Source organism: Alistipes sp. i18-0019-D1, assembly GCF_042852885.1.
Taxonomy (GTDB): Bacteria; Bacteroidota; Bacteroidia; order Bacteroidales; family Rikenellaceae; genus Alistipes.
This window is the reverse complement of sequence record NZ_AP031424.1, coordinates 2,259,781-2,281,442: the sequence shown is the minus strand read 5'-3', so window position 1 is coordinate 2,281,442 and position 21,662 is coordinate 2,259,781. Positions and strand designations below refer to the sequence as shown.

Genomic DNA, 21,662 nt, shown 5'->3' with positions numbered 1-21,662 from the left:
TATGAACGTACCTGCAAATCTGAAATACTCCAGCGACCACGAGTGGTGCCGCATCGAGGGTGACACGGCCGTTATCGGCATTACCGACTTTGCCCAGAGCCAGTTGGGCGACATCGTTTTCGTCGATGTTCCGACCGTGGGCGAAACGCTCGCCGCAGGCGAGGTTTTCGGCTCGATCGAGGCCGTGAAGACCGTGAGCGACGCGTTCCTTCCGGTGGGCGGCGAGATCGTGGAATTCAACGAGGCTGTGGACGCCGATCCCGCCGTCGTCAACCGCGACGCCTACGGCGAAGGCTGGCTCGTGAAAGTCAAAATGTCGGATCCGGCCGAATACGACGCCCTGCTCTCCGCCGCCGACTACGAGAAACTGATCGGATAGGAAGCCCTTCGGATAAAGTCCCCGCCAAGGCGGATGGTTTTCGGACTGAAATTCCGGTCGCATGCGATAAGCCCCTCCCGAGGGAGGGGTTTGGGGTGGGGTCAGACTTGCAAACGACGCCAAAGGCGGCGACAAGGCGGCAAGGATTTCAGAGAGCGGGATTAAAAAAGAACAAACATATTTAATAAAAACAACATTATGTCAAAAGTTACTGTCGTAGGTGCAGGCGCCGTAGGTGCAACCTGTGCAAACGTGATGGCTTGCCGCGAGGTGGCGAGCGAAGTGGTCCTCATCGACATCAAGGAGGGTCTCTCGGAAGGCAAGATGCTGGACATGTACCAGTGCTCGACGCTGATGGATTTCGACACGAAGGTCGTAGGCGCAACCAACGACTACAAGACGACGGCCAATTCGGACGTGGTGGTCATCACCTCGGGCATTCCCCGCAAGCCGGGCATGACCCGCGAGGAGCTGATCGGCACGAACGCCGGCATCATGAAGGGCGTGATCGAGAACGTCATCAAGTACTCGCCCCGCGCCATCATCATCGTGGTGGCCAACCCGATGGACACGCTGACCTACCTGGCCCTGAAGGCTTCGGGACTCCCGAAGAACCGCATCATCGGCATGGGCGGCGCATTGGACTCGGCACGTTTCAAGTGCTACCTGGCCAAGGCCACGGGCGCTAACATCAACAACGTCGACGGCATGGTCATCGGCGGCCACGGCGACACGACGATGATTCCGCTCGTGTCGAAAGCTACGGTCAACGGCGTCCCCGTTTCGCAGTTCGCTTCGAAGAAAAAGCTCGAAGAGGCCGTCGCCAACACGATGGTCGGCGGAGCCACGCTGACCAAACTCATCGGCACTTCGGCATGGTACGCTCCCGGCGCAGGCGCAGCGATGATGGTCGAGGCCATTCTCAACGACCAGAAGAAGATGGTCCCCTGCTGCTGCTACCTCGACGGCGAGTACGGCCAGAAGGACATCTGCATCGGCGTTCCCGCGATCATCGGCCGCAAGGGCATCGAGAAGATCGTGAAGATCGACCTCACGAAGGAAGAGGCCGAGAAGTTCGCCGCTTCGGCCGAGGCCGTCCGCAAGACGAACAACGTCCTGCACGAGATCAAGGCGCTCTAAACCGGGAGGGGGGGGGCAGAGACAGGCAGACCGGAAAACGGAAAGCCCGTCCTGCAAGACCCAAGGAACCCGTTACAAAAAGCCGCTCCGAGCGATTCGGAGCGGCTTTTTCGTACCCGGAAAGGAGGGTCAGAAGCTGACCTTCGCGCCGATGAACCAGCTGCGGGGCATCGAAGGCCCGTAGATGTAGCCCGAGTCGCGGTCCACGCCCTTGTCGAAATCCTTCTGGTAAGCGTTGAACAGGTTCTGCACGCCGCCGTAAAACTGGAGGGTGATCTCCTTGTAGACCCGCAGGTCGTAGGCCAGACGCAGGTTCACGTCGCAGAACGCAGGCGTCGTGACGGCCACGTCCCGCTCCACGCCCGACCCGGCCATGTGCTGCACGAGCATCCCGCCCGTGCATGTTCCCGTCACGTCGGCTGCGAAATTGCGCAGGGGCTTCAGCGACGCCGTGAAATAACCGTAAATGTCGGGCGTGCGGAACATCCGGCGCACGGGCGGCACCGTTTTGTCCTCGCTCCAGTATTCAGGCTCGGCATAGCGGCTCCGCTGCCACGTCACGCCCGCCTGCAGTTCGAACCAGCGGGTGAAAACCGCCCGGCCTTCGGCGTTCAGACCGCGCACCGTGGCGCCCGAACCGTTGTAGCGTTCCTTGAGCTTGCCGCCGTCGGCCGTATCCTCGATGTCGCGCAGAGCGAACACGTCGTCGAGCTTGGTATAGAATCCCTCGACGAGCAGGTTGGTCTGCACGCTTCCGAAGGAGTGGTAAAGGTCGGCCGAAAGGCTCACGCTGTGCGAACGCTCCTCCTTGAGGTCGTCGGAGAGCCGGATGCGGACCCGCTCGCCGCCCACGATGGCGATGTGCATGTCCTCGTCGAAAGCCTGCGGGGCACGGTAACCCCCGGCATAGCTCACGCGCAGGTTCACCGACTCCGAAGGATTGAAACGGACATTGGCCCGGGGGCTGAAGATCGCATGGTCCACGAGGTTGTGCTTGTCGAGACGGCCGCCGATGAGCAACGACCATTTCCGGGTCTTCCATTCGTTCTGGAGATAGGTCCCGACGATGTGCACCGTCTGGTCGGTGCGGATGTCGTAGCCGACCGAACGGTCCGAAAGATCGTCGTAGCTGTACTCCGTGCCGAGCGTCAGTTCCGAAGGCATGAACAGCAGTTTGCGGAAGGCATGGACATACTGCATGCCCGCGGCGAGGGTCAGATCGTGCGTCGTGCCGTAGGCGTCGAGGTCCTGCCTGCTGCCGTAATAACTCTTGCGGGCCGTGTTCTGGAACGAGGCGTAGGCATTGAAGCGGTTGCTGCGGTCGGCCGACGAGATGTCGAACGAAAGGCTTCCGCCGTCGATCGCGTGGTCGGTCTGCTCGGCGACGAAGGCTTCGTGGGGAGGCTGCTTCAGCAGGTCGCCGCCCCGGCGGTATTCGTCGATGTGGTGGTACTGCGCCGTGATGCGCGAATAGGCCCCCGTGCGGAAAAACGAGCGCATGCCCACGGACTGGCTGCTGATGACGGGCAGCTCGGTGAATCCGTCGCCGTCGTGGTCGTAGCCCGAACGGTGGCGGCTCTGCCCGAAGACGCTGATGCCCGCACGGCCGCTCTCGGAGACGATCGAAGCATTGAGCATCGTATTATTGTCATAGGAACTGCTGCCCCCGACCGAAGTCAGCGTGTGCGACAGCTGGGCCGAACTGCGCGTCGGCTCACGGGTGATGATGTTGATCGTGCCGCCGATGGCCGACGACCCGAAGAGCGCCGACCCGCCGCCGCGCAGCACCTCGACCCGCTCGATCATGTTGGCCGGAATCTGCTCCAGTCCGTAGACGCCCGTCAGGGACGAGAAAACCGGGTGCGAGTCGACCAGAATCTGCGAATAATGGCCGTCGAGACCGTTGATGCGGACCTGCGTGAAGCCGCAGTTCTGGCAGTCGTCCTCGACGCGCACGCCGGGCTGGAACGAGAGGCCCTGGGCCAGGCACGAGGCGTTGGCCCGCTCGAACAGGCCGGCGTCCAGTACGCTCACCAGCGCCGGAGCTTCGCGCCGCAGCGTCTCCGAGCGGCTGGCCGAGACGACCACTTCGTCCATCGAAATGCCGCTCTGCGCCACCTCGAAGTTGAGTTCCCGGGTCTCGCCCCGTTCGAGCGCGACGGTCATCCGTCCGGCAGCGTAGCCCAGCGCGCGGACTTCGAGCGTCAGCTCGCCCTCGGGAAGGTTTTTCAGGAAATAGTGCCCCGAGGCGTCGGTCGTCGTGCCGAAAGCCGTGCCGACGACAGCCACCGAGGCGTAGGGAATGTGTTCACGGGTTTCACGGTCCACGACGTGGCCGAAAAGGTTCGCGTCCGTGCTTTTGCGCGGCGCTTCGGAGCCATACGCTCCGCAGACGTGCAGGCACACGAGAAAGAGTGCCGACAGGATATATCGCTTCATACGAAAATTACATAAAATGTGGGTGACTCCGCTTCTGTATGCGGAAAAGGCTTGCCGCATGCGGCCGGATTTTGCCTTGGAAAACCGGTCCGGCATGCCGAAAAACGGGATCACACCGCCGGAGGCGCCCGCAGGGAGAAGAGCGAAACCTCGGCCGCGCATTTGCAGCGCGTGGCTTCGGGCAACAGCACGGCCAGCACCTCGGCGTAGAATTCGTGCGGGGGCTGGATTTCGGCCAGGTAGGGGAAGAAATAGAAATCGTCGATGATGCAGAACTCGACGACCTGCTCGACAGCGCCGTTATCGGGGACCAGGTCGCCGCTGAAAGCCGCGAAATGGACGTGGTCCTCCAGGTAGATATGCACCTTCTGCCCCGCGTAGGCCGCGAGCAGAACGGTCAGCAGGAACGCTGCATAACATTGTTTGAGAAAATGTTGCGCTTTCTTCACGGTTGCGAAGATACGAAAAAAAGGGACCGCGGCAAACGGTCCCTGCAAAAAATACCTACAAATGAGGATGTATGTCCTGTCCGGCAACCCCCGGGGGAAGCGGACGCCCCCGGAAAAAGCCGGGCGGCTTAAATGCTGATGTCGAGGATCTCGAAATGGATCGTGCCGGCCGGAACCTCCACGTCCACGCGGTCGCCCTTCTTGCGGCCCAGCAGCGCCTTGGCGATGGGCGTACCGATCGCCAGCTTGCCTTCGCGCAGGTTCGCCTCGTGCTCGGCGACGATCGTGTAGGTCATCTGCTTCTGGTTGTTGTGGTTCAGAAGCGTCACCTTACTCAGAATCTGCACCTTGCTCTTGTCGATCTTCGACTCGTCGATCACGCGGGCGTTGGCCATCGTATCCTCCAGTTTGGCGATACGCATTTCCAGCAGCCCCTGCGCCTCACGGGCGGCATCGTACTCCGCATTCTCCGAAAGGTCGCCCTTGTCACGCGCTTCGGCGATCGCCGCCGAAATCGCCGGACGCTCGACGGAACGCATGTGTTCGAGCTCGTCCTTGATTTTCTTGTAGCCCTCCGCTGTCAGGTAAATAATCTCTTGTGCCATAATTCAATAACTCTCCGGAATCTCCCGCCGGAAGCCGGAAATTCCAAAAACCGAATAAAACGTAAAAAATAAGAATCCTGACCCGAAAAGGTCAGAACCCCGTTGCTATTGCATAGACAAAGATAGGAAGTAAAATCCATATTTCCAAATCTTTTTTCGCGTTCCGTGGCACGGATCGTGCCCGGCGTGCGGGGTATGTACATCGCCCTTACGCTTCATCTGCTGTGGACGCTCGGCGCGGCCCTCGTCATCACGCGCCGCCAACGGATACCGGCCTCGGCGGCCGCCTGGCTGGCGCTGGTCTTCCTGCTTCCCGTCGCCGGCACGCTGCTTTACGTGCTGGCCGGATACCGCCGTGCGGCCCCGGCGGCAGAGCCTTGCGACTGCCGGGGAGACATCGTGGAACAGATCGTCGCCCGCGGCTGCGGAACCCGTCCCACGCCCCGCAACAGCGTCAGCCTGCTGCACAACGGCAGCAACGCCTTCACGGCGCTGATCACCGCCCTGCAACACGCCGTCCGCTCGATCCACATGGAATACTACATCATCCGCGACGACCGCATCGGGCGCACCATCGCCGAAATCCTGATCCGCAAGGCCCGCGCCGGGCTGGAAGTGCGCGTCATCTACGACGCCGTAGGCTCGTGGCGGCTGAGCCACACGACATTGCGCCGCATGCACGACGCCGGGGTCCGCACGGCCGCCTTCGAGCCGGTGCGCTTCCCGTGGTTCACCACGCGCGTCTCGCGCCGCAACCACCGGAAAATAGTCGTTACGGACGGCCGCGTCGCCTTTCTGGGTGGCATAAATATTGCGAAATACTACCTCGACGGAGATTACATGGGCAAGTGGCGCGACGAGCACCTCCGCATCGAGGGCGACGCCGTGAAGGACTTGCAGCGGCTCTTCATCGCCGACTGGGCGCGGGTCACGGACGAATGTCTCGACCTGCGCCGTTACGTCGCCCCGCACGGCATCCGGCAGCGCCTGCCGATCCAGCTGGCCTGGTCCGAAGAGGGCCCCTCGCGGCTGACCATCGCCGAGGCTTTCGCAGCGGCCGTCGTCCGGGCCAGGCAGCGGGTGCGCATCTGCTCACCCTACTTCCTGCCCCCGACGCTGATCCTCGACGCGCTGCGGCTGGCGGCGCGGGGCGGCATCCGGGTCGAAGTGATGATCCCGACGTGCAGCGACTCGCCGTTCTCGGACCTCGTGTCCGACTCCTACGTCGCGGACCTGCTCGACGCCGGAGTCGAACTCTACCGCTACGACAACGGATTCCTGCACGCCAAACTGGTGATCGTCGACGACACGCTGGCGTCGGTCGGAACCGCGAACATGGACTACCGCAGCCTGGCGGACAACCTCGAAGTCACGGCCTTCATCCGCGGCCGCGAGACGGTCCGGCAGCTGGCGGCGACCTTCGACGACGACCTCGCCTCGTGCCGACGCATCACGCGTGCCGAATGGAGGCCGCCGCTGTGGCGCCGGACGCTGGGCGACGTGCTCCGGCTCGTGTCACCCCTGATGTGATCCCGTCCTAAACATCAACGTCTTATGAAACACCTGGTCTTCACCCTCCTCGCTGCGCTCGTCTTCTCCGGCGCGGCCTCCGCCCAACGCCTGATGGTCGGCGTACGCGGCGGCGTCAACTTCGCCGACTATTCGTTCGTCCCGACCCGCATCGGCGACACCCGCTTCACGCCCGGTTCCGTCCGGGCCGGTTACGACGTGGGGTTCGTCCTGCGGCTCAACCTTTCGAAGCACCTCCACCTGCAGTCGGAGCTGAACTACGCCTTCGTCAATTACAACGTGCTGGCCGAGAACTCCGGAAGCCGCCGCATCACGCTGCGCACCGAGCGGTTCGAAATCCCCGTCCAGCTGGGCTTCCAGTTCGGCGTGCTGCGCCTGTTCGGCGGCGCGCTGTTCCGCGTCACGGAATCCGAGCGGAGCAGCGTCCCGCAGCTGCTCAAAGTCCGCTTCAACAACGGCGACGTGGGCGTCATGGGCGGACTGGGCCTCAACATCCACAAATTTTTCATCGACTTCCGCATTTCGGGCTACCCGCGTTCGCGCGTATGGCACAATTTCACCTCCGAAGGGGTCACCCAACGCGTCAAAGTACCCCACGACATCGTCTACGGCGGGTCCCTGGGATTTTTCTTCTGACACCGGGCGCCGGGAACGCACCGACACGCCAACAGTCCCATAAGCAACCGTAAATCAGTCAGTTGACTTCACCGCAAAACGTCATCAGGACACCCTCGTTCCGCTGCCAAGCCCCTGTCCCGGCAGGGGCTTTTTCACGCGCCTCCGGAAAAAACACTCCGCACCGCATCTTCGCGGCCTCCGCGAGCAATATTTTTTTTTGCAAATCGTTAATTTATGCGTAACTTTGCGCGATAAAGCGCCGTAAAAGATTCATAAATGAAGCAGACTTTTTTATACGCCCTTTGCGGAGTGGCGGTTGCGATCATCCTCGGAGGATGCTCCGGAATGAACGCCCTTCTGAAAAGCGGGCAGCCCGAACTGATTTACAGCAAGGCGCTGGAGTATTACCAGAAGGAGAAATGGCAGCGTGCCTCGACCCTTTTCGAGGGCGTGCAGCATTACTACACGGGCACGTCGCGCGAAGACAGCATCTCGTTCTTCAACGCCCGCTGCAAATACAAGAACCGCGATTTCGACACGGCTTCGACCCTGCTGGACGACTTCCGCCGCAAATTCGGCCGCAGCGCCTTCATCGAGGACGCCGAAGGCATGTACGCGCTCTGCTTCTACTTCCTCTCGCCGGGTCCCTCGCGCGACCAGACGATGACCGGACACGCGCTGATCGCCATCAACGAGTTCATGTCGCGCTATCCGCAGAGCGACCGCGTCGAGGACTTCCGGAAGATCAACACCGAACTGACCGAACGGCTCCACGAGAAAGCCTACCTGAACGCCTACACCTATTATAAGACAGGCAAGTACAAATCGGCGATCGTGGCGTTCAAGAACGCGCTGAAACAATACCCCGAGAGCAAGCGCCGCGAAGAGATCATGTACCTGATCGTCGACTCGGGCTACCGCCTGGCCAGCAACTCGATCTCCGAGAAGCAGACCGACCGCTATCTGTCGATGCTCGACTCCTACCTCTCGTTCAAGGAGGAGTTCCCCGAATCGGCGCACATCAAGAGCCTCGACCGCATGGCCCAGCAGGCGCGCGACTACCTCGACCGCAATAACAAAGACAACAACATATAAGATGGAAATCAAGAAGAACATTCCCAACAACACCATCACGCGCAAGCTGGTGGATCTGGACCGGGAGACGGGCAACGTCTACGAGAGCATCAACATCATCGCCCGCCGCGCCAACCAGATCTCGACCGAACTCAAGACGGAACTCAACCGCAAGCTCGCCGATTTCTCGTCGCCCACCGACACCATGGAGGAGACGTTCGAGAACCGCGAGCAGATCGAGATTTCGCGTTATTACGAGCGCCTGCCCAAACCGGTGATCATCGCCACCGAGGAGTTCCTCGACCACGAACTGGTCTACAAGGAGGGCAGAGACGGCGTGATGAAGGAGATCTAAAATCCGTACGCAATGGCATCCCCGGGCACGTGTCCCCCGCTGGCGGGACGCCACATACTGTTGGGTATCACGGGCAGCATAGCGGCCTACAAGGCTGCCGTGCTTTGTCGTTTATTGAAGACGGCCGGCGCCGACGTGCGCGTGGTGATGACCCCGCTGGCCAAGCAGTTCATCACGCCCCTGACGATGGCCACGCTCTCGAAGAACCCGATTCTGGTGGAGTTCTTCGATCCCGAAAACGGCGCGTGGAACTCCCACGTGTCATTGGGCGAGTGGGCCGACTGCTACCTGATCGCCCCCGCCACGGCAAACACCCTGGCCAAGATGGCCTCCGGCATCGCCGACAACCTGCTGCTGACAACCTACCTCTCGGCCCGCTGTCCGGTCGCCGTGGCTCCCGCCATGGACCTGGACATGTACGCCCACGAGGCCACGCAGCAGAATCTCCGGACGCTCGCCCGACACGGCGTGCATATCGTCGAGCCGGGTGAAGGCGAACTGGCCAGCGGCCTTCGGGGCAAGGGCCGCATGGCCGAACCCGATGCGATCGCCGCATTCGTGGGCGGTCTTCTCCGCGAAAAAAAAAAGAGCCTCGCAGGTAAACGGCTGATCGTCACGGCAGGAGCCACGATCGAGGCCATCGACCCCGTACGGTTCATCTCGAACCACTCTTCGGGCAAGATGGGCTATGCCATTGCCGGGGAGCTGGCCGACAGAGGCGCCTGCGTGACGCTCGTCACGGGCCGCACCTCGCTGCCGACACCGGCAGGCGTGAAGCGCGTGGACGTGCTCTCGGCCGCCGAGATGTACGACGCCGCGGTCCGGGCCTTCGAGGAGGCGGACGGCGCCGTGATGTGTGCCGCTGTGGCCGACTACACCCCCGACCGGGTTTCGGACACCAAGATCAGGAAATGCGACGGCGAGATGTGCATCACCCTGCGCCGCACGCGCGACATCGCCGCCGAACTGGGGGCACACAAGGGCGGCCGCCTGCTGGTGGGATTCGCCCTAGAAACCCACGACGAACAGGCGCACGCCGAAGCCAAACTCGAAAAGAAGAATTTCGACTTCATCGTCCTCAACTCGCTGCGCGACGCCGGAGCCGGTTTCCGCGGCGACACGAACAAGGTGACCTTCATCGACCGTGCGGGCCGCGAGGAGCTTCCCCTGCTGTCGAAGCGGGAGGTCGCCGAACGCATCGCCGACAAAATCGAAAAAATCCTAAACTGATTCCGCCATGCTACGCCGTCTATCGGTCGAAAACTACGCACTCATCGACAAGCTCGAAATGGAGCTGGACCCGCACCTGAACATCATCACGGGTGAGACCGGAGCCGGAAAATCCATCCTGCTCGGAGCTTTGGGCCTGCTGCTCGGGGCCAAGAACGACGGTTCGGCCATGAAGGACACGGCGCGCAACTGCACGGTGGAGGGGACCTTCGACCTCACGGGGAGCGGCTTGGAGCGTTTTTTCGACGAAAACGACCTCGACTACGCCCCCGAAACGACCCTGACGCGCATGATCACCCCTGCGGGCAAGAGCCGCGCCTTCGTCAACGACGTGCCCGTGCAGCTGGCGCAGCTGCGCGAACTGGGCGCACGCCTGCTGGACATCCACTCGCAGCACCAGAACCTGATCCTTTCGTCGGAGGAGTTCCGGACCTCGGCGCTGGACACCGTGGCCGCGAACGGGGAATTGCTGGTGCAGTACGCCGCGCAGTATGCCCGCCTGACCGAACTGCGCCGCCGTCTCACGGCCCTGCGCGAAGCGGCCGCCAACGGCCGCCGCGACGAAGAGTGGCTCCGCTTCCAGACCGAAGAACTCACGGCCGCGAACCTGCGCTCCGGAGAGCAGGCCGAACTGGAGGAGGAGCTGGCGGTGCTCGAAAACGCCGACCGTATCGGCGAGGTGCTGACCACGCTGCGCAATGCCTTCGACGCCGACGAAACCGGGGTGCTGGCACAGCTCAAGAGTTCGGAGAGCGAACTCAACCATATCCGCGGCCACTACCCCGCCGCCGGAGAATATGCCGGGCGACTGCGCTCGGTGCTGGAGGAGCTGAAGGACATCAACGGCTCGGCCGCCGCCGCATGCGAACGGCTCGACGCCGACCCCGAGCGGCTGGCGAAATGCTCGGCACGGCTCGACACGCTGATCGCCCTGCAACAGAAACACCGCGCGGCGGACGAAGCGGAACTGATCGCCGTGCGCGACCGCTGCACCGCACAGCTCGCGGCCATCGTCCACAGCGACGAGGAGATCGCCCAAGCGGAAGCCGCATTCGGCGAAGTCACCGAAAAGGTCGCTGCCCTGGCCGACCGCCTGCACAAGGCGCGCGAAAAGGCCGCGGCGGGATTCGAGAAACACATCCTCACCACCCTTGCCCGGCTTGGCATGCCCGAGACGGTTTTCCGCATCGCCCTGACGCCCCTCGCGGAACCGGGCCGTACGGGCCGCGACAGCGTGCAGTTCCTCTTCACGGCCAATCCGCGGATGACGCCGCAGCCCGTCGAGCGCATCGCCTCGGGCGGCGAGCTTTCGCGCGTGATGCTGGCCCTGAAAGCCCTGCTGGCCGAGCGGATGCAGCTGCCGACGATCATTTTCGACGAGATCGACACGGGCGTTTCGGGCCGCATCGCCGACGCCATGGGCGAGATCATCGCCTCGCTCTCGGCCTCGATGCAGGTGGTGGACATCACCCACCTGCCGCAGGTCGCTTCGAAGGGCACGGCGCATTTCGTGGTCTACAAGCGCGGCGGACGCACCGACATCACGCGCCTCGGCGACGAGGAGCGCGTGACCGAGATCGCCAAGATGCTCTCCGGCTCGGAAATCACCGACGCCGCCGTGGCCCAGGCCCGCATCCTGCTCGGCAAATAGCCGTACAAAACCGGTTTCATCCGTGACGGGGCGGCCCGACCGCTCCGCCTGCCGTTATAACCCCTCAAAAAGCGCAATATGAACGACATCCTCGAAATTGCGGCCGCCAACCAGCAGCGCGCCCGCGACATCATCCGCGACACCGACCTGGAGGCCATCTGGCGCTCGGTGGGCGCTGAACCCAACCTCGTAGGCTCGCTCCGCACGGGCCTGCTGATGACGCACCGCGACATCGACTTCCACATCTACTCCGCCCCGCTGCGCGTGGCCGACAGTTTCGCCGCCATGGCCCGGCTGGCCGGAAACCCCCGCATCCGCCGCATCGAGTACGGAAACCTGCTCGACGCGCAGGACCAATGCCTCGAATGGCATGCATGGTATGCCGACGCCGACGAGCGGCTCTGGCAGATCGACATGATCCACATGCCCCGCGGCTCGGCCTGGGACGGTTATTTCGAACGCGTGGCCGACCGGATCGCCGCCGTGCTGACCGACGAAACGCGGCAAGCCATTCTACAAATCAAATACGACACGCCCGAAACCGTGAAAATCATGGGCATCGAATACTATCAGGCGGTCCTGCGCGACGGCGTGCGCACCTATGCCGAATTCGAGGCGTGGCGCGCGGCAAACCCCGTCGACGGCATCCTGGAGTGGATGCCGTAAATTCCCGTAAACACCGTCCGCCCGGAGCCGCCCGCAACTTTTACCGGCATTTCGGGCTGCCACATCAATCCGGCCATCACGCTCGGCGTATGGCTCTCGAAGCGCACGAGCGGCAAGGACGCCGCAGCCTAAAAAAACGGACCGTTCCTTTCGAGGGACGGTCCGTTTTGCGTCAATGCCGGCGCAGCCGCCACCGCCGGACGATCGCCTCGCCCCTGAAGTAGATGACCAGCGAACTGACAATGACCGCCATGCCCGCCACGGTGCTGAAATCGGGGTATTCGCCGGGCAGCATGACCCAGCTCAGCACGGCCCCCAGGACGGGATTGATCAGGCGGCACATATTGATGTCGCTGACCTTCGTACCCTCGGTGCGCAGGGCCATGAACCAGAAACTGAAGGCGAAGACCGAAATGAAGACCAGCACGCCGAGACTCGCATAGAACCCAACAGGCTTGGCCCAGAAGGGGTGGAAACCCTCCGCCGCGATGCCCACGCCGTAAATCAGCAGGCCGCCGAAGAACATCTGCACGGCATTCAGGAAGATCGGGTCGACCTTGCCCTTGTCCTCCGAAACCGAAATCGCGGAGTACCCCTGGAACAGGATGCAGGCCAGCAGCAGGACGATACCCCCGATGCCGCGCCAGTCGAGCGGCGCACCGTCGCTGCCCGTGCCGACGATCAGCAGCAGTCCCGCGAGGCTCACTGCAAGGCTCACGACCTTGTAACGGTTCAGGCGGTCGTTGCTGGCCACGAGGTGCGCCAGCAGCACATTGATCAGCGGCGTGAGTCCCATGACGATCGAACTGATGGCCCCGCTGACGAAATCGACACCGAAATAGAAGGCCGTATAGCCCATGAACATATTGATCAGGATCAGGTTGCCGAAAAGCCGCCGGTGCTGCATGATCTCGCGCCACATGCCGCGGTGCCAGGTGTAGGCGAAGAGAATGATTCCGACAACGGTGAAGCGCAGGCCCGCGAAATTCATCGGCGAGAAATCGTAGCTCAACCCCTGCTTGATGAACGGATTGACAATCGCCCACAATACCGAGGCCAGCACGGCGTAGAGAATACCTTTTTTCATAATGTGGATTTTTCCGCCGCAAAGATACGAAAAACAGCCGGCAAAACGAAACCGGACCCTGCAAATGCAAGGTCCGGTCCGGAATGCAGGCCGTATTTTGCCGGAGCGGCGCAAAATGCCGGATACCCCACCCGGCCCGGACGGATTCTGATTTCAAGCCGGAGAGTTCCGTGCATCGTGAAGAACGGGGCAGGAACACTTTCCCGTCAGAGCGGCGCAGATGTCGGGCATCACGAAAAATCCCCGGACGGGTAGTACTCGAAGTACGTCCCGTTCGGGGATTTGAATGATGTTCGGCAGGTGTGCCGTTATCACGGGAAAGCCTACATCATGCCGCCCATACCGCCTGCGGGCATCGCCGGCATGGCGGGAGCGTCGGACTTCTTCTCGGCCAGCACGCACTCCGTGGTGAGGAACATCGAGGCGATCGAAGCGGCGTTCTCGAGCGCTACGCGCGACACCTTCGTCGGGTCGATGATACCGGCTTTCAGCAGGTCCTCGTACTTGTCGTCGCGGGCGTTGTAACCGAAGGCGTCCTTGCCCTCCTTCACCTTGTTGACGACCACCGAGCCTTCGCCGCCGGCGTTCTCGACGATCTGACGGAGCGGCTCCTCGATGGCACGTTTCACGATCTGAATACCCGTCGTCTGATCCTCGTTCTGGCCCTTCATGCCTTCGAGAGCCGCCGTGGCACGGATGTAAGCCACGCCGCCGCCCGGAACGATACCCTCCTCGACGGCTGCACGGGTTGCGGCCAGCGCGTCGTCGACACGGTCTTTCTTCTCCTTCATCTCGACCTCCGTAGCGGCTCCGACGTAGAGCACGGCAACGCCGCCGGCCAGCTTGGCCAGACGCTCCTGCAGCTTCTCCTTGTCATAATCCGACGTAGCCTTGTCGATGCCGGCACGAATCTGCGCCACACGGGCTGCGATCTCCTCCTTCTTGCCGGCGCCGTCGACGATGGTGGTGTTCTCCTTGTTGAGCGTCACCTTGTCGGCCGAACCCAGCATCTCCAGGGTCGTATCCTCGATCTTCATGCCCTTGTCGGCCGAGATCACGGTTCCGCCCGTCAGGACGGCGATGTCTTCGAGCATCTCCTTGCGACGGTCGCCGAAGCCCGGAGCCTTGCAGGCGGCGATCTTCAGCGTGCCGCGGAGTTTGTTGACAACCAGCGCCGAAAGGGCTTCGCCGTCGACATCCTCGGCGATGATCAGCAGCGCACGGCCGCTCTGGGCCACCGGCTCCAGCACGCCCATCAGCTCCTTCATCGTCGAAACCTTCTTGTCCGTGATCAGGATATAGGGTTTTTCGAGCTGCGCCTCCATCTTCTCGGTATCGGTGATGAAGTAGGCTGAAATGTAACCGCGGTCGAACTGCATGCCCTCGACCACCTCGACGTGGGTCTCCGTGCCCTTGGCCTCCTCGACGGTGATGACGCCCTCGTTGTTGACCTTGGCCATCGCCTCGGCGATCAGCTTACCGATCGTCTCGTCGTTGTTGGCCGAAATGGTGGCCACCTGCTCGATCTTGGCGAAATCCGAACCGACCTCCTGGCTCTGCTTCTTGAGCGACTCCACGACCGTCGTAACGGCCTTGTCGATACCGCGCTTCAGGTCCATCGGGTTGGCCCCGGCCGTCACGTTCTTCAGGCCGACGCTGATGATCGACTGCGCCAGCACGGTTGCGGTGGTCGTACCGTCGCCCGCATCGTCGTTGGTCTTCGAAGCGACTTCGCGGACCATCTGGGCGCCCATGTTGGCGAAAGCGTCCTCCAGTTCCACCTCCTTGGCCACCGTCACACCGTCCTTGGTGATCTGCGGAGCACCGAATTTCTTGTCGATGATCACGTTGCGGCCTTTGGGACCGAGCGTTACCTTAACGGCGTTCGACAGCGCGTCGACACCCTCCTTGAGCAGTTCGCGCGCCTCTACGTTGTATTTAATATCTTTTGCCATGACTGTTTATCGAATTTAGATGATTGCCAAAATATCGTTCTGTTTCATAATGAGGTAGTCCACGCCGTCGACCTGGATCTCCTGGCCGGCATACTTGCCGTAGAGCACCTGGTCGCCCTCCTTGACCTCCATCTTGACCTCCGACGTTCCGGGGCCTACTGCAACGACCTTGCCTGCCAGCGGTTTCTCCTTTGCCGTGTCGGGGATGATCAATCCGCCGGCCGTCTTCTCCTCCGCGGGATTCGGAAGAATCAGCACGCGGTCCGATAATGGTTTTACGTTCATAGCTTTGTGTTTTAAATTTGTTTGATATAATATGTTTTATTCGCTTTCGCAACCTCTATCCCATCAATAGATGTGCCAACCGGTTTTTGGCAGATTTTGCGTGACAAACGAGCAGAGGCGACTGCCATTTTGTCATTTCCCGCATTTCGGGACGATTTTTCAGCCGTTTTTTTTGCACGGACCGAAAAATCGTATTACATTTGCATCCCGATACGACGAACTCGTATCACACGGTGGATGTAGCTCAGTCGGTTAGAGCGTCGGATTGTGGTTCCGAAGGTCGTGGGTTCGAGCCCCATCTTCCACCCTTGAAAGCAGTTGCAACAAACTGCAAAACAGCGTAAAAACCTTATGTATCAGCGATATGTAAGGTTTTTTCGTTTTTAGGCCCGAGCCGGGAAAAGCAACGGAAAGCAGCTTTCCAAGACCGCAGAGCGACCAATCTTCAGCCAGCCGAAACCGGTCGCCATTCATGGATCATCGCACTCTTTTGCAGCACCTTAACCCGCCGAACAGGCTTACACTCGCTTTGACCGCCGCAGAATTATTTTTCCGCCAACCGCGAATATTCGTCAATCCGTTCGCGGCAAACCTTTTCCACGATGTCGCGCAATAGTTCGATCCAGGGGATGAGGACGTCGATGTCGGCCTTGGTGACGGCGAAGTTCTTTTTGTTGTAGCGGGCTTCGATGTAGGCGCGTTGCAGAAGCTTGAACAGACGTTCCTCTTCGTCGGTGTCACGCGGAAACACCTTTGCCAAGTCCAGCGTATAGGGTTTGCATTTCTCGATCAGAAATTCAAGGTCATGTTCCTTATAGCCATAGAGCACGTAAACCAGCGGAATCGTCTTTATAAAGTTCTCCGTTGCCTGATGCAACATGAAAGAACACATTTGATAGGTTCCCCTTTCTTGTGCGATTTTAGCATGAAATAAGAAATCTTCAGCGTCAGAATATTTGTCCTTATAATACGCCTCTGCCATTTCTTTAATCTCGGCATAATCCAGCTCCCGCGGCGTAGCCAACCGATATTCTCCCGAATCGTAGAGCATAATGCCCTGCGCCAGAATCTCGACATAGAAATAGCGGCCCTCGGAAAGCGCGTCGTTCAGTTTGGAAACGCTCTCGTTGATAAGCTGCGGGCGGGTCTGGAACTCGTTGTCCCTGCCATCCATGAAGCGGGCGTTTACGCGGGTCGCCACGGTTCCCTCGCGCACTCCGAGCCGTTTTTTCGTGACGACCAGCAGGTCGTAGTCGCTCGTGTAATAGGTCTTCACCCCGAAATCGCGGCGCTCGTCGCATTCGACATAGGTATTCTTCGCATAACTGCCGTAAAGGATAATCATAACGACATCCCGCACCTCGTCGCGGATCAGGCCGACAAGTTCGCGCAGGTCATTCCGCTTGCGTTCGGGCAGGAAGTTTATCGAGTTCTTCATACTCACAAATTTATGAAGAAATTCCCGGAAATACATAGACAGACTGCGCTTATTTCGTTTTTATTCGTATATTTGTTTCACGATTCCTTGAAGCAGGTTTGTTGTAGAGGGGACGGCAGAGGCCGTCCGGGAACAAACCGAAAAGGCAAGAACCATGCAGACTTTAAGGGATTATCACGATTCGGCATAGCCGACGGACATAACATAATATAAAGGGTAAACAACTCTTTGTACCTCGTGCGAACATAGGAACCTCTTTCGGGAGGGTTTGTGATTGGTATAATGGTTGTCAGTCCTTGTTATGTCCTGCCCTTCAGGGGCGGGACAGGCAAGGGCGCAGGACAGCATCCAATCACGGTTTCCTATGACCGGCGCGAGGGGCTGCAAATGCGCCCCTTTTTTATTTCTCTCCGGGGCGCACTCACACACAATCATCAACCCCGGTCGAATGTCACGGCAAATCTATTTTGAGGCGAATATATCGTCCGGCGGCCAAGGTCGCCGGACACTGCCGTACCGTTTGCCGGAGTTCTCCATAAGGACGGCGGGCAGGCTCCTGAAATCTGGCAGCGACATGCAGGTAAACCCATGCCCGGCCGTCCTTTTCCATCCCCATCCAACCACCTAAACTTTACCGCCATGCCGAAAGCAGATCTACCCTATCCGATCCACGAAGAGCGGGACTGGGAATTGAAGCGCGACAAGTCGCTCTTCGAATTGCAGACCGTCACGCTCACCGCATTCTTCGACCGCCTGAACCGCGAACGCCACTACATCTATGCCCTTTGCGACAGCCTGCCCAGGCCGCTGTTCTCGATCGTCCGCTATTCGGGCTATATCGACGAGTTGTGCGACCGCCAATCATTCACCCTGCGGGAGTTTCTCGACAGCGCCGCGACATTCCACCCGGGAGATTACTTCTACATCCTGTTCGCGGGGCTGAAAATCTCCTATGTGGAAGAACTCGACGACAATGCGATCCTGAAACTTTACGCCGGGCGGGTGCAGCTGCTCTGCGAACGGCGGATGCGCAGGAACCGCCCCGTCGTATTAAGCCCGTCGGTCATGGAGCGATACTCCCTGACCGAAGCCGATGCCGAGCGGATCGAGCCGTTAATCAGCGCATGCAATGCGTCGGCCGCCGCCAGGCTGCAAGCGGAGTACGACACGGTGAAGACATTGGATTGCATCCATAAGTAACCGCCCGCCGGCGCTACTCTTCGACATACATATCGAAGATTTCATGCCGGTCGAAATCGCGCCAGTATCGTAGGGCCAGTTCCCGTACATAGAGCCAGTACGGCTCGGTCAGGTCCCCGTAAAGCTCGATTCCCCTCCGCACGTCGTCGCGGATGCGCCGGGCGTATTCGGGTTTCAGGGCCAGCCGGAGCGTTTTGCCCTTGAAGCTGAAACGCGCTTCGGGACGCGGCGCATCGGTCTCCGCCACGGTAATCAGCCCGTGCCCCACCGAAGCTCCCGTGCCGACCTGCAAACCGTCGTTCATGCAGCTGATCGGCGGATTGTGCCCTGCATAAGTCGTCACCTCGATGTCGTCGACCCCGATGTTGAAATATTCGCGGGCCCGGATTCCCATTTTGACCCCGATGGTGGCGTAGATTCCCAGGTGTCCGTGCAGTTCGTTGGTCAGCACCCCGGCCCGCCACTCGCTCGGCCCGTGGCGGGCGATCGTCTCGTCGACCATCGGCACGACATCCGCGGCATAGAGTTCGTGCAGGACCGGAAATCCGTAGAACACCCGGCTCTCCGTATCGGGCTTTCCGCGGAGGATGGCAAGGATTTCAGCCTGCGCCCGCCCGGCCGAGGCCTCGTCCGGAAGGCTGTACGACGTCACGCTGCCGCTCACCTCCCGGGGCACGAACAGCTCCGGTGCGAACAGCCAGACGGCAACCAGATCGTCCCAGGCCTGCAAATGCCCCGCATCGACCAGTTTCGCCAGCGGAGCCGCGCGGTGGGTATCGGCGATTTTCCGGGCATAGACGGTGGGTACGGCCGCTATCGAATCGAGCAGCGGGCGGGTCACGACGAGCGGGCACGCCGGGTTCGCCGACACGACCGCCACGGGAACGCCGCTCGCAAGCACCGCGCGGGCCGCGACGCTGTCCGCTTCGAAGTTGGCCCCGGCCAGCGGCTCCGCCTGGTTGTTGTACCAAACGATCCGGTCGATCCGGTCGCCGAGGGCCGGATTTTCGCGCAGTGCGTCGCAGACGTTCGTCAGCGCGCCGAGTGCGATGAAGAAGACCTTCTCCTCCTCGTCTTCGAGCGTTTCGGCGATCAGCGCCTGCGCCGGGGGAAAGGCGGTCCGGACGGAGAGCGTGTCGCCCCAGTCCACCTGCCGGGAATGCGTCCTCCACACCGGAGCGGCCGCTCCGGTCGGATGCCCCGCACCGACCGGGACGCCCTCGTGGTAAAATCCGTCGAGCAGCGCCCGCACGGACGCGGCCGACTCGGCGGGAGGCAGGGCGCCTTCCGAGGTGGTGACGGCGAGCACCTCCACCTCGCGGTTGCCCAGCAGCATGCAGAGCGTGCGCAGATCGTCGGCCGCCCCGTCGGTGTCGATGATCGCATGGAAGCGCGCCTTGCCCGAATGCGCATAAACGGCCGGGACGAGGAAAAACAGACTCGCGGCCGACAGGGCCGCACGGAAAAAAATGTGTCGTAAACGGAATGTCATATCGTCGGATCGTATCAGAAGTTTACATTCAAGCCGCCCAGCGCCGTGGCTTTCGGCATCGGGAAGCCCGCATTGATTTCATAGCGTTGCGCCAGCAGGTTCTCGCCGCGGACGAACAGGTCGAGCCAGCGGGTCACGCGGAAGGTCACGTTGGCATTCCACAGCACGAAACTGTCGGTCAGTTCTTTGGGCTTCACCTGCGTATAAAGCCCGTGCACGTACTGAATGCCCGTCGAGGCGTTCCACCGGCCGCGTGTGAAGGCGCCCCCGACGTAGAGTTTGTGTTCGGGAGCGGCGACGACCGGATAGGCCATGTGCAGATAGCTGTAATTGGCCGAAACGGACCACGCGGCACAGATCCGCCAGGCGACGTCGCCTTCCACGCCCCAGTTCTCGACCCGGCCCGTATTGACGTTCATCGGACGGCCGTTGACCGGGAGGGTCTGGATCATGTTGTCGCCGTCGATGTAGAAGACGTTGACTCCGTAGGAGAGGGCGCCGCCGAGGAGCCGCTGCGTGAACGAAAGTTCGTAGTTCATCAGTTTCTCGGGCTTCAGGTCCGGATTCTGCGGCGGGAACATATACATCTCGCGGATGGTCGGAAAGCGGAATCCCTTGCTGACCATCGCCTTGATCTGGGCGTTGCGGGGCAGCAGGAACGACAGCCCGCCCTGGGGAATCCACTCCGTGCCCGCATGCGAATGGTGGTCGAGGCGCAGCCCGGCGTCGAGCGTCAGCCAGTGCGTCAGGCTCTGGCGGAAATCGACGTATCCCGCCACTTCGTCCATCGTTTTGTCGGCCGTGGTCTTGTCCGGATCGCCGTTGAGATAGCGGTTCCAGGCCTTGCCCCCGAAGTGCTGGTAGTCGACGCCCACGGTCAGACGGTTGCCCGTGAAGAGCGACGCACTCTGATACCACGACACGCCCAGCATCCTGTCGCGGGAATTGAAGCGGTAATCGAGCGGTTCGGCGCCGGGCGAATAGCCGTCGTTGATCTTGTGACGGCCCCAGTTGTAGAAAAAGCTCAGGGCGCCGGAGGTCTTTCCGTAGTCGTTGCGCAGCGCAAACGAGGTCATGCCGCGGGTGATGTGCTGTTTGTTGTCGAGAATGGGCGCCGACACGGCTCCCGGATTCTGGGCGTTGAAATGCGTGAGGTTCACGTCGGCGTAAACATCCCATTCGTCGGTAATCTGGTAGCCCAGCTTGGCATAGCCTCCGTACTGTTCGAAGCCCATGTCCTTACGGTGTCCGTCGGTGCGGTTATAGGACCCGGTGACCGTGCTGGTGAAACGCCCGTATTTCAGCTGGTTCGTGGCTTCGGTCTCCAGCGTGTTGTAGGAGCCGTAGCCGGCATGGACATTGGTTTTCACACCGTCTTCGGCCATTTTGCGCGTCACGATGTTGATCACGCCGCCCATGGCGTTCGAGCCGTAGAGCACCGAGGCGGGGCCGCGCACGACCTCGACCCGGTCGGCCAGCATCGACTGGTAGGCGTCGGCGATGGGATGGCCCATCAGCCCCATGTACTGGGGATGCCCGTCGATGAGCACCAGCAGTCCCGTCGTGGGGCCTCCCGTCGCAGTGCCGCCGATGCCGCGCAGGGTCATCTGCCCCGCCGCGCCGCCCGAAACGCCGTAGCCCATCAGGCCGCGTCCGGTGACGAACAGCCCCGGGACCTGCTCGGTCAGCGTGGGCAGCAGCGAAGGCTGGAAACCCTCCTCGATTTTCTGCCGGTCGACGACGGAAATGGTCATCGGAAGATGCCGAATGTCGGTTTCATGCCGGGTTCCCGTGACCACCACCTTGCCGATCGGATAGATTTTTTCCTTGCGCAGGCTGTCGGCGTCCTGGGAACGTACGGCGCACACGGGGGCAATGCCGCCGAACAGCAGCATCAGAATCAGTTTAGACCTCATTTTCTCGCATTTTATATATTAGACAATGAATAATCCGACAGGCTGAAGGTTTGCCGCCGCGCAGAGTGGCCCCGGCGCATATCCCCCGCATCCACCAATTTCCGTTCCAAATGCGCGGATAAAACGAACAATTCCCGGAAAAGGCCCGCCGGA

19 protein-coding genes, 1 tRNA gene and 1 pseudogene are annotated in these 21,662 nt (G+C 61.1%); 12 read left to right on the top strand and 9 right to left on the bottom strand.

Going from position 1 to position 21,662, the window contains the following annotated elements; all coding sequences use genetic code 11:
* Position 1: 1 nt before the first annotated feature.
* Entirely contained in the window at positions 2-379 is a 378-nt protein-coding gene (gcvH, locus tag ACGHP5_RS09495) for a glycine cleavage system protein GcvH (protein WP_290533579.1), read from the top strand.
* Positions 380-577: 198 nt separating this feature from the next.
* Entirely contained in the window at positions 578-1,519 is a 942-nt protein-coding gene (mdh, locus tag ACGHP5_RS09490; protein ID WP_295903249.1) for a malate dehydrogenase, read from the top strand.
* 129 nt (positions 1,520-1,648) lie between these two features.
* Here the strand turns inward: mdh and ACGHP5_RS09485 are convergent, their stop codons facing one another.
* The 3 genes from ACGHP5_RS09485 to greA form a co-directional block, all read right to left on the bottom strand.
* Positions 1,649-3,958, bottom strand: coding sequence for a TonB-dependent receptor domain-containing protein (locus ACGHP5_RS09485; RefSeq protein WP_390566366.1), 2,310 nt, complete (start codon positions 3,956-3,958; stop codon positions 1,649-1,651).
* Between the two features lie 110 nt (positions 3,959-4,068).
* Positions 4,069-4,407: a hypothetical protein gene (locus ACGHP5_RS09480; protein ID WP_390566364.1), complete on the bottom strand. Its 339-nt coding sequence runs from the start codon at positions 4,405-4,407 to the stop codon at positions 4,069-4,071.
* 128 nt (positions 4,408-4,535) lie between these two features.
* A complete protein-coding gene (gene greA, locus ACGHP5_RS09475; RefSeq protein ID WP_015547385.1) occupies positions 4,536-5,012 on the bottom strand; it encodes a transcription elongation factor GreA in 477 nt (158 codons plus the stop codon).
* A 165-nt stretch (positions 5,013-5,177) separates the two neighbouring features.
* Between greA and cls the strand changes: the two genes are divergently transcribed.
* The 8 genes and pseudogenes from cls to ACGHP5_RS09435 form a co-directional block, all read left to right on the top strand.
* Positions 5,178-6,542 carry a cardiolipin synthase gene (gene cls, locus ACGHP5_RS09470; RefSeq protein WP_337657372.1) on the top strand — a complete coding sequence of 455 codons (1,365 nt, stop codon included), beginning with the start codon at positions 5,178-5,180 and terminating at the stop codon, positions 6,540-6,542.
* Positions 6,543-6,566: 24 nt separating this feature from the next.
* Positions 6,567-7,178: a porin family protein gene (locus tag ACGHP5_RS09465; protein WP_290533584.1), complete on the top strand. Its 612-nt coding sequence runs from the start codon at positions 6,567-6,569 to the stop codon at positions 7,176-7,178.
* Positions 7,179-7,436: 258 nt separating this feature from the next.
* The gene (locus tag ACGHP5_RS09460) at positions 7,437-8,255 is read left to right on the top strand and encodes an outer membrane protein assembly factor BamD (protein ID WP_290533585.1); all 819 of its coding nucleotides are present in this window, start codon (positions 7,437-7,439) and stop codon (positions 8,253-8,255) included.
* Position 8,256: 1 nt separating this feature from the next.
* The gene (locus tag ACGHP5_RS09455) at positions 8,257-8,589 is read left to right on the top strand and encodes a DNA-directed RNA polymerase subunit omega (protein WP_290533586.1); all 333 of its coding nucleotides are present in this window, start codon (positions 8,257-8,259) and stop codon (positions 8,587-8,589) included.
* 12 nt (positions 8,590-8,601) lie between these two features.
* Positions 8,602-9,819: a bifunctional phosphopantothenoylcysteine decarboxylase/phosphopantothenate--cysteine ligase CoaBC gene (coaBC, locus tag ACGHP5_RS09450; protein WP_290533587.1), complete on the top strand. Its 1,218-nt coding sequence runs from the start codon at positions 8,602-8,604 to the stop codon at positions 9,817-9,819.
* 7 nt (positions 9,820-9,826) lie between these two features.
* Positions 9,827-11,470 carry a DNA repair protein RecN gene (gene recN, locus ACGHP5_RS09445; protein WP_337772790.1) on the top strand — a complete coding sequence of 548 codons (1,644 nt, stop codon included), beginning with the start codon at positions 9,827-9,829 and terminating at the stop codon, positions 11,468-11,470.
* A 78-nt stretch (positions 11,471-11,548) separates the two neighbouring features.
* Positions 11,549-12,136 (top strand): phosphoglycerate mutase family protein, encoded by a 588-nt coding sequence (locus tag ACGHP5_RS09440; RefSeq protein WP_295903267.1) that lies wholly within the window; start codon positions 11,549-11,551, stop codon positions 12,134-12,136.
* Positions 12,137-12,262: pseudogene (locus tag ACGHP5_RS09435) on the top strand (aquaporin); the annotation flags it as partial. It abuts the gene before it with no gap.
* A 46-nt stretch (positions 12,263-12,308) separates the two neighbouring features.
* Here ACGHP5_RS09435 and ACGHP5_RS09430 read toward each other — a convergent pair.
* The 3 genes from ACGHP5_RS09430 to groES all read right to left on the bottom strand — a co-directional run bounded on the left by ACGHP5_RS09430 (position 12,309) and on the right by groES (position 15,463).
* A complete protein-coding gene (locus ACGHP5_RS09430; RefSeq protein ID WP_295903269.1) occupies positions 12,309-13,223 on the bottom strand; it encodes a DMT family transporter in 915 nt (304 codons plus the stop codon).
* A gap of 323 nt (positions 13,224-13,546) precedes the next feature.
* On the bottom strand, positions 13,547-15,178 hold the full coding sequence (groL, locus tag ACGHP5_RS09425) for a chaperonin GroEL (RefSeq protein WP_290534035.1): 1,632 nt from the start codon (positions 15,176-15,178) through the stop codon (positions 13,547-13,549).
* Between the two features lie 15 nt (positions 15,179-15,193).
* Positions 15,194-15,463 carry a co-chaperone GroES gene (gene groES, locus ACGHP5_RS09420; protein WP_022062262.1) on the bottom strand — a complete coding sequence of 90 codons (270 nt, stop codon included), beginning with the start codon at positions 15,461-15,463 and terminating at the stop codon, positions 15,194-15,196.
* A gap of 232 nt (positions 15,464-15,695) precedes the next feature.
* Between groES and ACGHP5_RS09415 the strand changes: the two genes are divergently transcribed.
* Positions 15,696-15,771 (top strand) — tRNA-His (locus ACGHP5_RS09415).
* 236 nt (positions 15,772-16,007) lie between these two features.
* Here the strand turns inward: ACGHP5_RS09415 and ACGHP5_RS09410 are convergent.
* A complete protein-coding gene (locus tag ACGHP5_RS09410) occupies positions 16,008-16,901 on the bottom strand; it encodes a HEPN domain-containing protein (protein ID WP_390566359.1) in 894 nt (297 codons plus the stop codon).
* Between the two features lie 639 nt (positions 16,902-17,540).
* On the opposite strand from ACGHP5_RS09410, the gene ACGHP5_RS09405 reads away from it, so the two are divergent.
* Positions 17,541-18,101, top strand: coding sequence for a hypothetical protein (locus ACGHP5_RS09405; RefSeq protein ID WP_390566358.1), 561 nt, complete (start codon positions 17,541-17,543; stop codon positions 18,099-18,101).
* 13 nt (positions 18,102-18,114) lie between these two features.
* On the opposite strand, the gene ACGHP5_RS09400 is transcribed toward ACGHP5_RS09405, so the two are convergent.
* Both ACGHP5_RS09400 and ACGHP5_RS09395 read right to left on the bottom strand, forming a co-directional pair.
* The gene (locus ACGHP5_RS09400) at positions 18,115-19,593 is read right to left on the bottom strand and encodes a nucleoside hydrolase (protein WP_390566356.1); all 1,479 of its coding nucleotides are present in this window, start codon (positions 19,591-19,593) and stop codon (positions 18,115-18,117) included.
* Between the two features lie 14 nt (positions 19,594-19,607).
* Positions 19,608-21,509 (bottom strand): TonB-dependent receptor, encoded by a 1,902-nt coding sequence (locus ACGHP5_RS09395; RefSeq protein ID WP_337772619.1) that lies wholly within the window; start codon positions 21,507-21,509, stop codon positions 19,608-19,610.
* Between the last annotated feature and the right edge of the window lie 153 nt (positions 21,510-21,662).

Coding starts and splice junctions, on each gene's coding strand:
- gcvH (WP_290533579.1), top strand. CDS start 2: ATGAACGTACCTGCAAATCTGAAATACTCCAGCGACCACGAGTGGTGC.
- mdh (WP_295903249.1), top strand. CDS start 578: ATGTCAAAAGTTACTGTCGTAGGTGCAGGCGCCGTAGGTGCAACCTGT.
- ACGHP5_RS09485 (WP_390566366.1), bottom strand. CDS start 3,958: ATGAAGCGATATATCCTGTCGGCACTCTTTCTCGTGTGCCTGCACGTC.
- greA (WP_015547385.1), bottom strand. CDS start 5,012: ATGGCACAAGAGATTATTTACCTGACAGCGGAGGGCTACAAGAAAATC.
- ACGHP5_RS09465 (WP_290533584.1), top strand. CDS start 6,567: ATGAAACACCTGGTCTTCACCCTCCTCGCTGCGCTCGTCTTCTCCGGC.
- ACGHP5_RS09460 (WP_290533585.1), top strand. CDS start 7,437: ATGAAGCAGACTTTTTTATACGCCCTTTGCGGAGTGGCGGTTGCGATC.
- ACGHP5_RS09455 (WP_290533586.1), top strand. CDS start 8,257: ATGGAAATCAAGAAGAACATTCCCAACAACACCATCACGCGCAAGCTG.
- coaBC (WP_290533587.1), top strand. CDS start 8,602: ATGGCATCCCCGGGCACGTGTCCCCCGCTGGCGGGACGCCACATACTG.
- recN (WP_337772790.1), top strand. CDS start 9,827: ATGCTACGCCGTCTATCGGTCGAAAACTACGCACTCATCGACAAGCTC.
- ACGHP5_RS09440 (WP_295903267.1), top strand. CDS start 11,549: ATGAACGACATCCTCGAAATTGCGGCCGCCAACCAGCAGCGCGCCCGC.
- ACGHP5_RS09430 (WP_295903269.1), bottom strand. CDS start 13,223: ATGAAAAAAGGTATTCTCTACGCCGTGCTGGCCTCGGTATTGTGGGCG.
- groL (WP_290534035.1), bottom strand. CDS start 15,178: ATGGCAAAAGATATTAAATACAACGTAGAGGCGCGCGAACTGCTCAAG.
- groES (WP_022062262.1), bottom strand. CDS start 15,463: ATGAACGTAAAACCATTATCGGACCGCGTGCTGATTCTTCCGAATCCC.
- ACGHP5_RS09410 (WP_390566359.1), bottom strand. CDS start 16,901: ATGAAGAACTCGATAAACTTCCTGCCCGAACGCAAGCGGAATGACCTG.
- ACGHP5_RS09405 (WP_390566358.1), top strand. CDS start 17,541: ATGCCGAAAGCAGATCTACCCTATCCGATCCACGAAGAGCGGGACTGG.
- ACGHP5_RS09400 (WP_390566356.1), bottom strand. CDS start 19,593: ATGACATTCCGTTTACGACACATTTTTTTCCGTGCGGCCCTGTCGGCC.
- ACGHP5_RS09395 (WP_337772619.1), bottom strand. CDS start 21,509: ATGAGGTCTAAACTGATTCTGATGCTGCTGTTCGGCGGCATTGCCCCC.